At 61.5% G+C, this 14,268-nt stretch carries 9 protein-coding genes and 5 tRNA genes; all 14 read right to left on the bottom strand.

The genetic code is table 11. From position 1 onward, the window contains the following. Positions 1 to 233 precede the first annotated feature (233 nt). The 14 genes from rpoC to IB269_RS26455 all read right to left on the bottom strand — a co-directional run bounded on the left by rpoC (position 234) and on the right by IB269_RS26455 (position 14,219). The gene (rpoC, locus tag IB269_RS26520; RefSeq protein ID WP_013800273.1) at positions 234 to 4,463 is read right to left on the bottom strand and encodes a DNA-directed RNA polymerase subunit beta'; all 4,230 of its coding nucleotides are present in this window, start codon (positions 4,461 to 4,463) and stop codon (positions 234 to 236) included. Between the two features lie 23 nt (positions 4,464 to 4,486). After that, complete coding sequence (gene rpoB, locus IB269_RS26515; RefSeq protein WP_013800272.1) at positions 4,487 to 8,599, bottom strand: DNA-directed RNA polymerase subunit beta; 4,113 nt, start codon at positions 8,597 to 8,599, stop codon at positions 4,487 to 4,489. Positions 8,600 to 8,875: 276 nt separating this feature from the next. Next, positions 8,876 to 9,253, bottom strand: coding sequence for a 50S ribosomal protein L7/L12 (rplL, locus tag IB269_RS26510; protein WP_012202441.1), 378 nt, complete (start codon positions 9,251 to 9,253; stop codon positions 8,876 to 8,878). Between the two features lie 37 nt (positions 9,254 to 9,290). After that, positions 9,291 to 9,818: a 50S ribosomal protein L10 gene (gene rplJ, locus IB269_RS26505; RefSeq protein ID WP_012202440.1), complete on the bottom strand. Its 528-nt coding sequence runs from the start codon at positions 9,816 to 9,818 to the stop codon at positions 9,291 to 9,293. Between the two features lie 226 nt (positions 9,819 to 10,044). After that, the gene (gene rplA / locus IB269_RS26500; RefSeq protein WP_013800271.1) at positions 10,045 to 10,740 is read right to left on the bottom strand and encodes a 50S ribosomal protein L1; all 696 of its coding nucleotides are present in this window, start codon (positions 10,738 to 10,740) and stop codon (positions 10,045 to 10,047) included. Then, on the bottom strand, positions 10,741 to 11,172 hold the full coding sequence (gene rplK, locus IB269_RS26495; RefSeq protein WP_012202438.1) for a 50S ribosomal protein L11: 432 nt from the start codon (positions 11,170 to 11,172) through the stop codon (positions 10,741 to 10,743). A 140-nt stretch (positions 11,173 to 11,312) separates the two neighbouring features. Continuing rightward, positions 11,313 to 11,897, bottom strand: coding sequence for a transcription termination/antitermination protein NusG (gene nusG, locus IB269_RS26490; RefSeq protein WP_012202437.1), 585 nt, complete (start codon positions 11,895 to 11,897; stop codon positions 11,313 to 11,315). Next, complete coding sequence (secE, locus tag IB269_RS26485) at positions 11,897 to 12,280, bottom strand: preprotein translocase subunit SecE (protein WP_012202436.1); 384 nt, start codon at positions 12,278 to 12,280, stop codon at positions 11,897 to 11,899. The genes nusG and secE overlap by 1 nt, the downstream gene beginning before the upstream one ends. Positions 12,281 to 12,366: 86 nt before the next feature. Beyond that, positions 12,367 to 12,442: transfer RNA gene (locus IB269_RS26480), tRNA-Trp, on the bottom strand. Positions 12,443 to 12,451: 9 nt separating this feature from the next. Continuing rightward, the gene (gene tuf / locus IB269_RS26475) at positions 12,452 to 13,642 is read right to left on the bottom strand and encodes an elongation factor Tu (RefSeq protein WP_013800270.1); all 1,191 of its coding nucleotides are present in this window, start codon (positions 13,640 to 13,642) and stop codon (positions 12,452 to 12,454) included. A gap of 78 nt (positions 13,643 to 13,720) precedes the next feature. Next, positions 13,721 to 13,795 (bottom strand) — tRNA-Thr (locus IB269_RS26470). A gap of 43 nt (positions 13,796 to 13,838) precedes the next feature. Next, a tRNA-Gly gene (locus IB269_RS26465) sits at positions 13,839 to 13,912 on the bottom strand. A 55-nt stretch (positions 13,913 to 13,967) separates the two neighbouring features. Continuing rightward, positions 13,968 to 14,053, bottom strand: a tRNA-Tyr gene (locus IB269_RS26460). Between the two features lie 90 nt (positions 14,054 to 14,143). Next, positions 14,144 to 14,219 (bottom strand) — tRNA-Arg (locus IB269_RS26455). Positions 14,220 to 14,268: the final 49 nt, after the last annotated feature.

Here is a 14,268-nt window from a genome sequence, read left to right as displayed (position 1 = left end):
GGCTGGTCCGGCCGAACTCTGGTTATTCCCAAAGAAAAACGCTCCCGCCTGCGCAGGGCAGGCCGGGAGCGTCACATCATCAAGCACTTGCGCCATGCACTGCTCTAGGAGACAGCATGTCCCAACAAGAGGGACGCCGAGCAAGGGCCGCCCCCGCAGCGAGGGCGTCGTCCCCCTCCCGCGTAGCGAGAGAGGGGGAAGCGGCACAGCCGCTCAGGGGGTGACACCGCCTATCAGTCAGCGGAAGCGTCACCGGCGACGGCAGCCACGCCAGCGTCGTCGTCAGCCATCACACCGGCCAGTTCGGCCGCTTCGGCGTCGGCGATGGCGCGGCGCTCTGCGTCGTCCATGGCGTCCTTGGCCTTGCGTGCCTGGTGGTAGGCCAGACCCGTACCAGCGGGGATCAGGCGACCCACGATGACGTTTTCCTTCAGGCCACGCAGCTCGTCGCGCTTGCCCATGATGGCAGCCTCGGTGAGCACGCGGGTCGTTTCCTGGAACGACGCGGCGGAGATGAAGGAGTCGGTCGACAGCGAAGCCTTGGTAATACCCAGCAGCACGTTGGAGTACGTGGCGGGGATCTTGCCTTCGCGCTGCAGGGCCTCGTTGGTATTGAGGATTTCCGAACGCTCGACCTGCTCGCCAGCGATGTAGGTCGAATCGCCGGTGTTCTCGACCACGACGCGGCGCAGCATCTGGCGAACGATCACCTCGATGTGCTTGTCATTGATCTTCACACCCTGCAGACGGTAGACGTCCTGCACTTCATCAACGATGTAGCGCGACAGCTCCTCGATGCCCAGCAGGCGCAGGATGTCCTGCGGATCGGCGGGACCGTCGACGATGGACTCGCCCTTGTTGACCACCTGGCCTTCGTGCACCAGGATGTTCTTTTCCTTGGGCACGAGCTCTTCCCAGACCTTGCCATCCAGATCAGTGATCTGCATGCGCACCTTGCCCTTGGTTTCCTTGCCGAAGGAGATGGTGCCGGTCATCTCGGCCAGCGTGCCCTTGTCCTTGGGCGTACGGGCTTCGAACAGCTCGGCCACACGGGGCAGACCGCCGGTAATGTCGCGGGTCTTCTGGCCTTCGACAGGGATACGGGCCAGCACTTCGCCGGGGCCCACGTCCTGGCCGTCACGCACCTGGATCAGAGCGCCGACCTGGAAGCCGATCGTCACCGAGTGGTCGGTGCCGGGGATCTTGACTTCCTGGTTGTTGGCATCGATCAGCTTGACCTGAGGACGCACGACCTTGGCAGAGCCACGGCGCTTGGGATCGATCACCACCAGCGTGGACAGGCCGGTCACTTCGTCGACCTGCTTGGCCACGGTCAAGCCCTCTTCCACATTCTCGAAGCGCACCTGGCCGGCGTACTCGGTAATGATGGGTCGGGTCAGCGGATCCCAGTTGGCCAGGATCAGACCGGCCTTGACCTGCTGGTCGGGCCTGACGGTCAGCACGGCACCGTAAGGCACCTTGTGGCGCTCACGCTCGCGGCCGTTGTCGCTGATGACGATTTCGCCCGAACGCGAAATCACGACCAGCTCACCCTTGGTGTTGCTGACGTAACGCATCGTGCTGTTGAAGCTGATGGCGCCGTTGGACTTGGCTTCCACGCTCGATGCGATGGCAGCGCGCGAAGCGGCACCACCGATGTGGAAGGTACGCATGGTCAGCTGCGTGCCGGGCTCGCCGATGGACTGGGCGGCGATCACACCCACGGCTTCGCCGAGGTTGATCTGGCCGCCGCGGCCCAGGTCGCGGCCGTAGCACTTGGCGCACAGGCCGTAGCGGGTTTCGCAGTTCAGCGCGGTGCGGACCTTGATCTCGTCCACGCCTTGCAACTCGAGTTCATCGATCCCGTCTTCGTTGAGCAGCGTGCCTGCGGGCAGCAGGACGGCCAGCGTCTCGGGGTGCACGACGTCCTCGGCCGTGGTACGGCCCAGCACGCGGTCGCGCAGCGACTCGATCACTTCACCGCCTTCGACGATGGCGCGCATCAGTGCGCCATTGGTCGTGCCGCAATCGTCCTCGTTGACCACCAGATCCTGCGTCACGTCCACCAGACGACGCGTCAGGTAGCCGGAGTTGGCCGTCTTCAACGCCGTGTCGGCCAGACCCTTTCGGGCGCCGTGGGTGGAGATGAAGTACTGCAGAACGTTCAGGCCTTCACGGAAGTTCGCCGTAATGGGCGTCTCGATGATGGAGCCGTCAGGCTTGGCCATCAGGCCACGCATGCCGGCCAGCTGGCGGATCTGCGCGGCCGAGCCGCGGGCGCCGGAGTCGGCCATCATGTAAATGGCGTTGAACGATTCCTGCTCGACTTCGTTGCCGTGGCGGTCGATGACCTTTTCCTTGGCAAGCTGGGCCATCATGACCTTGGAGACTTCGTCGCCGGCCTTGCCCCAGATGTCCACCACCTTGTTGTAGCGCTCGCCAGCGGTCACGAGACCGGAGACGTACTGCTGTTCGATCTCCTTCACCTCGGCTTCGGCACGGCCGATGATCTCGGCCTTTTGCGGCGGCACCAGCATGTCGCCGATGGCGATCGAGATACCGGCGTGCGTGGACAGGCGGAAGCCGTTTTGCAGCAGCTTGTCGGCAAACACCACCGTGGCCTTGAGACCGCACTTGCGGAACGAGGCGTTGATGAGCTTGGAGATTTCCTTCTTCTTGAGCGCCTTGTTCATGTGGCTGAACGGCAGGCCCTTGGGAAGGATCTCGGACATCAGGGCGCGGCCCACGGTGGTTTCCACCAGGCTGGTCGAAGGCTCGAACTCGCCGGAGTCCTTGTTCTTGGTCCACTCGGTCAGACGCACGCTGATCTTGGCGGCCAGTTCGACCTGGTCGGAGTCCAGCGCGCGCTGCACTTCACCGATGTCGGCGAAGATCATGCCTTCGCCCTTGCCGTTGATGCGCTCGCGCGTTGCGTGGTACAGACCCAGCACCACGTCCTGCGAAGGAACGATGGAGGGCTCGCCCGATGCGGGGAACAGCACGTTGTTGGAGGCCAGCATCAGCGTGCGGGCTTCCATCTGTGCTTCCACCGACAGCGGAACGTGGACAGCCATCTGGTCACCGTCGAAGTCGGCGTTGAAGGCCGCGCAGACGAGCGGGTGCAGCTGGATGGCCTTGCCTTCGATCAGGATGGGCTCGAAGGCCTGGATGCCCAGTCGGTGCAGCGTGGGAGCACGGTTCAGCATGACCGGGTGCTCCTTGATGACCTCTTCGAGGATGTCCCACACCACGGGCGTGCCGGATTCGACTTCCTTCTTCGCCGCCTTGATGGTGGTGGCGATGCCGCGCTGCTCGAGCTGCGCGAAGATGAAGGGCTTGAACAGTTCCAGCGCCATCAGCTTGGGCAGACCGCACTGGTGCAGCTTGAGGTACGGACCCACCGTGATCACGGAACGGCCCGAATAGTCCACGCGCTTGCCCAGCAAGTTCTGGCGGAAACGACCGCTCTTGCCCTTGATCATGTCGGCCAGCGACTTCAGGGCACGCTTGTTGGCGCCCGTCATGGCCTTGCCACGGCGGCCGTTGTCCAGCAGCGAGTCCACCGCTTCCTGCAGCATGCGCTTTTCGTTGCGCGCGATGATTTCCGGAGCCTTCAGCTCCAGCAGGCGGCGCAGACGCGAGTTGCGGTTGATGACGCGGCGATACAGGTCGTTCAGGTCGGACGTCGCGAAGCGGCCGCCGTCCAGCGGCACCAGCGGACGCAGGTCCGGGGGCAGCACGGGCAGCACTTCCATGACCATCCAGCCCGGCTTGATGCCGGACTTCTTGAACGCTTCCAGCAGCTTCAGGCGCTTGGCGTTCTTCTTGACCTTGACTTCGGAGCCGGTCAGATCGCCGCGCAGGCGCTCGGTCTCGACGTCGATGTCGATGCCTTCGAGCAGGTCCTTGATGCCTTCGGCGCCCATCTTTGCTTCGAACTCGTCACCGTATTCGGTGCGCTTGGCCTCGTAATCGTCCTCGGTCATGATGCTGAACTTCTTCAGCGGGGTCATGCCGGGGTCGGTCACCACGTAGGCTTCGAAGTACAGCACGCGCTCGATGTCGCGCAGCGTCATGTCGAGCACCAGGCCCAGACGCGACGGCAGCGACTTCAGGAACCAGATGTGGGCGCAGGGCGCAGCCAGGTCGATGTGGCCCATGCGCTCGCGGCGCACCTTGGTCTGGGTCACTTCGACGCCGCACTTCTCGCAGATCACACCGCGGTGCTTGAGGCGCTTGTACTTGCCGCACAGGCACTCGTAGTCCTTGATGGGGCCAAAGATCTTGGCGCAGAACAGACCATCGCGCTCGGGCTTGAACGTGCGGTAGTTGATGGTCTCGGGCTTCTTCACCTCGCCGAAGGACCAGGAACGGATCTTCTCGGGAGAAGCCAGACCGATCTTGATGGCATCGAAATGCTCATCAGGCGTGAATTGCTTGAACAGGTCGAGTAGAGATTTCATAAGACTCTTTCCCTTTTCAATATTTAAGAACGCTCAAGCTCGATGTCGAGGCCCAGGGAGCGGATTTCCTTGACCAGCACGTTGAACGACTCGGGCATGCCTGCCTCGATGGCGTGCTCGCCCTTGACGATGGATTCGTACACCTTGGTACGGCCCACCACGTCGTCGGACTTCACGGTCAGCATTTCCTGCAGCACATAGGCGGCGCCGTAAGCTTCCAGCGCCCACACTTCCATTTCCCCGAAACGCTGGCCACCGAACTGGGCCTTGCCGCCCAGCGGCTGCTGCGTCACCAGAGAGTACGGACCCGTGGAGCGGGCGTGCATCTTGTCGTCGACCAAGTGGTGCAGCTTCAGGTAGTGCATGTAGCCGATGGTGGTCGGACGCTCGAAGCGGTCGCCGGTGCGGCCGTCATACAGGTAGGCCTGCGTGCGCGACTCGGTCAGTCCCTTGCGCTGGGCCAGTTCCTCCGGATATGCCAGATGCAGCATGTCCTGGATTTCCTGCTCGGACGCACCGTCGAACACCGGCGTGGCAAACGGCACGCCCGTGGTCAGCGCCTGCGCCATGGACACGATCTCCTTGTCGTCGAGCTGCGTCAGGTCTTCCTTGCGGCCGCGCGAGTTGTAGATCTCTTCCATGAAGGTACGGATCTCGGCAGCGCGGGCTTCCTGCTGCAGCATGTCGCCGATGCGCTGGCCCAGGCCCTTGCCGGCCCAGCCCAGATGCACTTCCAGCACCTGGCCGATGTTCATACGCGAAGGCACGCCCAGCGGGTTCAGCACGATGTCGGCAGTGGAGCCGTCGGCCATGTAGGGCATGTCCTCGACCGGAACGATCTTGGAGACCACACCCTTGTTGCCGTGGCGGCCGGCCATCTTGTCGCCGGGTTGCAGGCGGCGCTTGACGGCCAGGTAGACCTTGACCATCTTGAGCACGCCAGCGGGCAGCTCGTCGCCCTGGGTGAGCTTCTTGCGCTTTTCTTCAAAAGCCAGGTCGAAGCTGTGGCGCGTCTGCTCCAGCGAGTTCTTGATGGACTCGAGCTGGGTGGCGACTTCGTCCTCTGCAGGACGGATGTCGAACCAGTGGAACTTCTCCACGCCATCCAGGTAGGCCTTGTCGATCTTGGCGCCCTTGGCCAGCTTCTGCGGGCCGCCGTTGGCCACGCGGCCATTGAGCAGCTTTTCGATACGGTCGAAGGCGTCGGCCTCGACGATGCGCAGCTGGTCGTTCAGGTCCAGGCGGTAGCGCTTGAGTTCATCGTCGATGATCTGCTGGGCGCGCTTGTCACGCTGGATGCCTTCACGGGTGAAGACCTGCACGTCGATCACGGTGCCTTGCGAGCCCTGGTCCACGCGCAGCGAGGTGTCCTTCACGTCGGAAGCCTTCTCGCCGAAGATGGCGCGCAGCAGCTTCTCTTCGGGCGTCAGCGTGGTCTCGCCCTTGGGCGTGACCTTGCCGACCAGCACATCGCCGGGCTGCACTTCCGCACCCACGTAGATGATGCCGGACTCGTCCAGGCGGTTGAGCTGCTGCTCGGACAGGTTCGGGATGTCGCGCGTGATTTCCTCGGCACCGAGCTTGGTGTCGCGGGCCATCACCACGAGTTCTTCGATGTGGATCGAGGTGTAGCGGTCTTCGGCCACCACGCGCTCGTTGATCAGGATCGAATCCTCGAAGTTGTAGCCGTTCCAGGGCATGAAGGCGATCAGCATGTTCTGACCGATGGCGATTTCGCCCAGGTCGGTCGATGCGCCGTCGGCCACCACGTCACCCTTGGCCAGCTTGTCGCCACGCTTGACGATGGGACGCTGGTGGATGTTGGTGTTCTGGTTGGAACGCTGGTACTTGATGAGGTTGTAGATGTCCACGCCGACTTCGCCGGCCACGGCTTCCGCATCGTTCACGCGGACCACGATGCGCGTTGCATCGACATAGTCCACGATACCGCCGCGGGTTGCCGTCACCACGGTGCCGGAGTCCACTGCCGCCACGCGCTCGATGCCCGTGCCCACCATGGGCTTTTCGGGACGCAGCACAGGCACGGCCTGACGCGACATGTTGGCGCCCATCAATGCGCGGTTCGCGTCATCGTGTTCCAGGAACGGAATCAGCGAGGCAGCCACCGACACGATCTGTGCGGGCGACACGTCCATGTACTGAACGCGCTCGGCCGACACCAGGGTCGAATCACCCTTTTCGCGCGCCGACACCAGGTCGCCGATCAGGCGGCCTTCGGCATCCAGCTCGGCATTGGCCTGGGCGATGATGTACTTGCCTTCCTCGATGGCCGACAGGTAGTCGATCTCCATCGTGACCTTGCCGTCGGCCACGCGACGGTAAGGCGTCTCGATGAAGCCGTACTCGTTCAGGCGGGCGTACAGGGCCAGCGAGTTGATCAGGCCGATGTTCGGGCCTTCAGGCGTTTCGATGGGGCAGACGCGGCCGTAGTGGGTCACGTGCACGTCGCGCACTTCGAAGCCTGCACGCTCGCGGGTCAGACCGCCCGGGCCCAGGGCCGAGACGCGACGCTTGTGCGTGATTTCGGCCAGAGGGTTGGTCTGGTCCATGAACTGCGACAGCTGCGACGCACCGAAGAATTCCTTCAGGGCGGCCGAAATCGGCTTGCTGTTGATCAGGTCATGGGGCATCAGCGGCTCTTGCTCGGCCTGGCCCAGACGCTCCTTCACGGCCTTCTCGATACGTGCCAGGCCCGTGCGGTACTGGTTCTCGGCCAGTTCGCCCACGCAACGCACGCGGCGGTTGCCCAGGTGGTCGATATCGTCGACTTCGCCCTTGCCATTGCGCAGATCCACCAGGATCTTGACCACGGCCAGGATGTCCTCGTTGGACAGCACCATGGGGCCGGTGGCGCCATCGCGGCCGACCTTGGCGTTGAACTTCATGCGGCCCACGCGCGACAGATCGTAGGTGTCGGCGTTGTAGAACAGGCGCTGGAACAGGGCCTGCACGGCGTCTTCGGTCGGCGGCTCGCCGGGGCGCATCATGCGGTAGATGGCCACGCGTGCAGCGAACTCATCGACGGTTTCGTCGGTGCGCAGGGTCTGCGAGATGTAGGCGCCCTGGTCCAGCTCATTCGTGTAGATGCACTGCAGATCCTGGATGCCGGCGCTGCGCAGCTTCTTGAGCAGGGACTCGGTCAGCTCTTCATTGGCCTTGGCGATGATCTCGCCCGTGTCCGGATCGACGATGTTCTTGGCGACCACGCGGCCGATCAGGAAATCTTCGGGGACGCTGATGAACTTGGTGCCCGACTGCTCCAGCTCACGCGTGTGGCGAGCAGTGACGCGCTTGTCCTTGGCGACTACGACCTTGCCCGACTTGTCGGTGATGTCGAAGCGCGCGACTTCGCCGCGCAGGCGCTCGGAGACGAACTCCATCTGCGCGCCCGAATCCATGAGGCGGAAGTTGTCGTTGACGAAGAAGTTGGCCAGGATCGATTCCGGCGTCAGGCCGATGGCCTTCAGCAGAATGGACACGGGCATCTTGCGGCGACGGTCGACGCGGAAGAACAGCAGGTCCTTGGGGTCGAACTCGAAGTCCAGCCACGAGCCGCGGTAAGGAATGATGCGTGCCGAGAACAGCAGCTTGCCCGAGCTGTGGGTCTTGCCCTTGTCGTGCTCGAAGAACACGCCAGGCGAGCGGTGCAGCTGCGAGACGATGACACGCTCGGTGCCGTTGATGATGAACGAGCCCTTTTCGGTCATCAGGGGCACTTCGCCCATGTAGACCTCTTGCTCCTTGACTTCCTTGACCACCTTGGACTGCGAGGTCGAAGACTCACGGTCATAGATGATCAACTGGACCTTGGCGCGCACGGCGGAGGCGAACGTCAGACCACGGGTCTGGCACTCGCGCACATCGAAAGCAGGCTTGGCGAGGTTGTACTCGACGAACTTCATCTCCACAAAACCGTTGTGGGAGACGATGGGGAAGGCGGAGTTGAAGGCCGCTTGCAGGCCTTCGATGGTGCGTTTTTTGGGGGCTACATCTGACTGCAAGAATGCGGTATATGCATCTTTTTGCATCTGCAGCAGGTAAGGCACTTCGAGCACGCTGTCGCGGCTCCCGAAGCTTTTGCGGATTCGCTTGCGTTCGGTGTAAGAATAGGCCATGAGATCTCCGGGCAAAGACATGAGTCCTGGGTCTGCGACGACTGCCCCACATGGAAAGCTCCCTGCGGGCTTGGCGGTTGGCCACTACCAACCATGGCTGACGGCGATGCGTTGCACATCGCCCGAACCAAGGCATCTTCTGCTGTCGGGTTGTCAGAAGACACTAAAAAACAGACTGTGCTGACTGCTTTTTAGTGTGCTCTATGGATCAGCGCTCCACAAGCGCCAAAGGCTGGAGGCCCTTTTTCGGAGCCTCCAGCCCTTGAGGGGACTGAATTACTTCAGTTCAGCCTTGGCACCGGCTTCCACCAGCTTCTTCACAGCGGCTTCAGCGTCAGCCTTGGCAACGCCTTCCTTGACGTTCTTGGGAGCGCCGTCGACCAGGTCCTTGGCTTCCTTCAGACCCAGGCCGGTGATTTCACGCACGGCCTTGATGACGGAAACCTTGTTCGCGCCGGCTTCGGTCAGCACAACGTTGAACTCGGTCTTTTCTTCTGCAGCAGCAGCGCCGCCAGCAGCGCCGCCAGCAGCGGGAGCAGCCATAGCGGCAGCGCTCACGCCAAACTTCTCTTCAATGGCCTTCACCAGGTCATTGAGTTCCAGGACCGTCATGCCGTCGAGCGCGGTCAGAAATGCGTCTTTATCGAATGCCATTTTGATTTCCTAACAATATTGGTTAACTGCCGCGCGCTCAGGCTGCGACTGCTTCGGCTGCCGGTTCTTCGGCAGAGCCTTCGCTCTTCTTTGCCGCCAGGGCGCCCAGCACAACGGCCGTACGCGAGATAGGCGACATCAGCAAGCCACACAGTTGTGCCAGCAGAACTTCCTTCGAGGGGATGTTCGCCAGTTGCTTCACACCGTTCACGTCCAGGGCCTTGCCTGCAAACGCACCACCGCGGATCACCAGCTTGTCGTTGGTTTTCGCGAAGTCGGCCACCACCTTGGCGGCGGCCACTGCGTCTTCAGAGAAGCCATAGATCAGAGGGCCGGTCATCTGGTCGGCGACAACGTCAAACTGGCTGCCAGCCACAGCACGGCGGGCCAGCGTGTTCTTCAACACGCTCAGGCTCACACCCTTGCTGCGAGCATCAGAACGCAGTTTGGTCATGTCGGCGACCGTGATGCCGCGGTATTCCGCGATCACAAGCGTTTGAGCTTTTGCGGCGAGGCTGGTCACTTCATTGATGACCGCTTCTTTCTCACTGCGATTAAGACTCAAGGTCTACTCCTTCAAATGCGCACTCGGGGCAAGCCCCTCATGCGCGCTCTTGTTGCAGCGACCAACTGTTTTGGAAATGCATCCATCTGCAGCGGGATCGCCATCTGCGTTGGCCCCGGGGGTTTAAGTGCCGCAAGGCACACCAACGGTCTTGGATGACCCGGCGCATCGCTGCACCGGCCCACCACTGAGGCACCCCGAAAGGTGCCTCAAGATTTCTTGGCTATCAGGCCGAGATGGTTTGCGTGTCGACGCGAACGCCCACACCCATGGTCGACGAAACAGCGACCTTGCGCAGGTACAGGCCCTTGCTCGAAGCGGGCTTGGACTTGTTCAGGGCGTCGATCAGCGCAGCCAGGTTGCCTTGCAGCTTCTCGTTGTCGAACGAGCGGCGGCCGATGGTGGCGTGGATGATGCCGGCCTTGTCGACGCGGTATTGCACCTGACCAGCCTTGGCGTTCTTCACAGCCGTGGCCACATCGGGAGTCACCGTGCCAACCTTGGGGTTGGGCATCAGGCCGCGCGGGCCCAGGATCTGGCCCAGCGTACCGACGACGCGCATGGCGTCGGGGGCAGCGATGACCACGTCGAAGGGCATGTCGCCAGCCTTCACGCGGGCAGCCAGGTCGTCCATGCCGACCACGTCGGCGCCGGCAGCCTTGGCTTCTTCAGCCTTGGCGCCTTGGGCGAACACAGCCACGCGGGCAATCTTGCCGGTGCCATGGGGCAGCACGACAGCGCCGCGAACCACTTGGTCAGACTTCTTGGCGTCCACGCCCAGTTGCACGGCCACGTCGATGGATTCATCGAACTTGGCGGTGGCAGCATCCTTCACCAGCGCGACTGCGTCAGCGAAAGCGTACAGCTTGGTGGACTCCACCTTGCCCTGGAGAGCCTTTTGCTTCTTGGTCAACTTGGCCATTTACACGCCCTCCACAATCACGCCCATCGAGCGAGCCGAACCAGCCAGCGTACGCACGGCGGCGTCCACGTCAGCAGCGTTCATGTCCTTCAGCTTGGTGTTGGCGATCTCTTCCAGCTGAGCGCGGGTGATCTTGCCGACCTTGTTCTTCAGGGGGTTGGAAGAACCCTTGTCCAGCTTGATGGCCTTCTTGATCAGCACAGTCGCCGGAGGCGTCTTGATGATGAAGGTGAAGCTCTTGTCCGCGAAGGCCGTGATGACCACGGGCAGGGGCAGTCCGGGCTCGACACCTTGGGTCTGGGCGTTGAACGCCTTGCAGAATTCCATGATGTTGAGGCCGCGCTGACCCAGCGCAGGACCGATCGGGGGAGAGGGATTGGCCTTACCAGCTGGCACTTGCAGCTTGATGAAGCCGACGATTTTCTTCGCCATTGAATGCTCCTTGCGGGTATAGCGCCGCCGGCCCAACCAACAACAGTTGCAGCCGACAGCTCCCCGGGGGTTAAAAGACTCTTGTGAGAACGCCCTGCACCAAGCCTAAAAATGCAGAGCCAGAGATTGTAAGCGGTAACTCAGGTTTTTTCAACCTGGGCAAATTCAAGCTCGACCGGCGTGGAGCGACCGAAGATCATCACGGAGACGCGCAGACGGCTCTTCTCGTAGTTGACCTCTTCGACAGAGCCGTTGAAGTCCGTAAACGGACCTTCCTTGACACGCACCAGCTCGCCGGGCATGAACTCGACCTTGTGGCGCGGCTTTTCCGTGCCTTCCTGCATCTGGCTGACGATCTTGCGCACTTCCTCTTCGGAAATGGGCGCAGGACGGTTCTTGGCACCGCCCACGAAACCCGTCACCTTGCTGGTGTGCTTGACCAAGTGCCAGGTGTCGTCGTCCATGACCATCTCGACGAACACGTAGCCAGGGAACAGACGGCGCTCAGTAGTGCGGCGCTGGCCATTCTTCATTTCCACCACTTCCTCAGTGGGGACAAGAATGCGACCGAACTTGGACTGCATGTCAGAGCGCGCGATGCGCTCGATGATGTTGCGCTCAACCGCCTTTTCCATGCCGGAGTAGGCATGGACGATGTACCAGCGCAGATCCGGATTGGCAGGCGCTGCCCCTCCGTCGTTCACACCCGTTTCGACAGCATCCATTACTTCCTCCAGCCCAAAATCAGGTCGTACAAGACCCACTCAAGCGTCTTGTCCGTGAACCACAGGAACAAGGCCATGATGACGACAAAGCCGAAGACGTACAAGGTCATCTGCATGGTTTCCTTGCGCGTCGGCCAGACGACCTTCTTGACTTCGCGCCAGGCATCCTGGGCAAAGCTCACAAAACGCTTTCCGGGCTCGGAAACAAGGAACGTGCCAGCAGCTGCAGCCAGGCCAACCAGCAGCACCAGCCACTGGACGATGGGGCCTTGCTTGCTCAGCAGATAGAAACCTGCGATCGCAGCAACGACTAAAGCCGCGACTGCGGCAAGCTTGGCTTTGTCAGCTCCGGAGCTGACCGTTTCAACCTGAGTAGTGGCCATAATCCATTTCTAATGCGCATCTTTTGCGCAACGCCAAGACACCGAAGCCCGCTTTGGGGCGGGCTCGTTGCGATTCCACCATCAGGTGGCAGGGGCAGTAGGAATCGAACCTACAACCTTCGGTTTTGGAGACCGACGCTCTGCCAATTGAGCTATACCCCTACGAATCAATTAGGCAATGATCTTGGCAACCACGCCAGCGCCCACGGTACGGCCACCTTCGCGGATAGCGAAGCGCAGACCTTCTTCCATGGCGATGGGGGCGATCAGCTTGACGGTGATCGACACGTTGTCGCCAGGCATCACCATTTCCTTGTCGGCGGGCAGCTCGATGGAGCCGGTCACGTCGGTCGTACGGAAATAGAACTGGGGACGGTAGTTGTTGAAGAACGGAGTGTGGCGACCACCTTCGTCCTTGGACAGCACGTACACCTCAGCCGTGAAGTGGGTGTGGGGCTTGATGGAGCCGGGCTTGCACAGCACTTGGCCGCGTTCCACGTCTTCACGCTTGGTGCCGCGCAGCAGCAGGCCCACGTTGTCGCCAGCTTGACCTTGGTCCAGCAGCTTGCGGAACATTTCCACGCCGGTGACGATGGTCTTCTGGGTGTCGCGGATACCGACGATTTCGATTTCTTCGCCGACCTTGATGATGCCGCGCTCGATACGGCCAGTCACCACGGTGCCACGGCCAGAGATCGAGAACACGTCTTCCACGGGCATTGCAAAGGCACCGTCCACAGCGCGCTCGGGCGTGGGGATGTAGGAGTCCAGTGCTTCAGCCAGGCGCAGGATGGCAGGTTCGCCCTTGTCGGACTGGTCGCCTTCCAGGGCCAGCTTGGCCGAGCCGCGGATGATGGGGGTGTCGTCGCCGGGGAAGTCGTACTTGGCAAGCAGCTCGCGCACTTCCATTTCGACCAGTTCCAGCAGCTCTTCGTCGTCCACCATGTCGCACTTGTTCAGGAACACGATGATGTAGGGCACGCCCACCTGACGGGCCAGCAGGATGTGCTCGCGGGTCTGGGGCATGGGGCCGTCAGCGGCCGAGCACACCAGGATGGCGCCGTCCATCTGAGCAGCGCCGGTGATCATGTTCTTGACGTAGTCGGCGTGGCCGGGGCAGTCAACGTGAGCGTAGTGGCGACCGGCCGTTTCGTACTCGACGTGGGCGGTGTTGATCGTGATGCCGCGAGCCTTTTCTTCAGGTGCTGCGTCGATCTGGTCGTAAGCCTTGGCTTCGCCGCCGAACTTCTTGGACAGAACGGTAGCGATAGCAGCCGTCAGGGTCGTCTTGCCATGGTCCACGTGACCGATGGTGCCAACGTTGACGTGCGGCTTGGTACGCTCGAATTTTGCTTTAGCCATTTTTCCGACTCCGAAAAAAATCTAAATCACTACAACAGGATTTGGCGCAACCCCATCTAGCGAGCGCACCAGAGATAATGGTGCCCATGGGCAGGATCGAACTGCCGACCTCTCCCTTACCAAGGGAGTGCTCTACCACTGAGCCACATGGGCCTTGAGGCTGCCGAAGCAATCTCAAAAAACTTTGCTCGCCAACTGGAGCGGGAGACGGGAATCGAACCCGCGTCATTAGCTTGGAAGGCTAGGGTTCTACCATTGAACTACTCCCGCACAGATTGACTGCACGTCGCCATCTTTTCAGATGACTTCTCTTCTTCACCATTACTGGTGGAGGGGACTGGATTCGAACCAGTGTAGGCGTAAGCCAACAGATTTACAGTCTGCCCCCTTTAGCCACTCGGGCACCCCTCCGAAGAGATTTGAATTCTAGCACCGTTTTTTCGTCAGAAAAATTTCAGTGCATTTTTTTCTCAGGCCACCTGGGCGATCCAAGAAAAATTGTGGTGCGGCTGGCGGGGATCGAACCCACGACCCTTGGCTTCGGAGGCCAATACTCTATCCACTGAGCTACAGCCGCTCAGGGCATCGCTGCCCTGCACAAGCCGAGCATTGTCGCATGACTTTGC

Source organism: Delftia sp. DLF01 (genome assembly GCF_014852125.1).
Classification (GTDB): Bacteria; Pseudomonadota; Gammaproteobacteria; order Burkholderiales; family Burkholderiaceae_C; genus Comamonas; species Comamonas acidovorans.
Note: the sequence above shows the minus strand (reverse complement) of the source record. Positions and strands in the feature narration are given on the sequence as shown.

Coding starts and splice junctions, on each gene's coding strand:
- rpoC (WP_013800273.1), bottom strand. CDS start 4,463: ATGAAATCTCTACTCGACCTGTTCAAGCAATTCACGCCTGATGAGCAT.
- rpoB (WP_013800272.1), bottom strand. CDS start 8,599: ATGGCCTATTCTTACACCGAACGCAAGCGAATCCGCAAAAGCTTCGGG.
- rplL (WP_012202441.1), bottom strand. CDS start 9,253: ATGGCATTCGATAAAGACGCATTTCTGACCGCGCTCGACGGCATGACG.
- rplA (WP_013800271.1), bottom strand. CDS start 10,740: ATGGCCAAGTTGACCAAGAAGCAAAAGGCTCTCCAGGGCAAGGTGGAG.
- rplK (WP_012202438.1), bottom strand. CDS start 11,172: ATGGCGAAGAAAATCGTCGGCTTCATCAAGCTGCAAGTGCCAGCTGGT.
- nusG (WP_012202437.1), bottom strand. CDS start 11,897: ATGGATGCTGTCGAAACGGGTGTGAACGACGGAGGGGCAGCGCCTGCC.
- secE (WP_012202436.1), bottom strand. CDS start 12,280: ATGGCCACTACTCAGGTTGAAACGGTCAGCTCCGGAGCTGACAAAGCC.
- tuf (WP_013800270.1), bottom strand. CDS start 13,642: ATGGCTAAAGCAAAATTCGAGCGTACCAAGCCGCACGTCAACGTTGGC.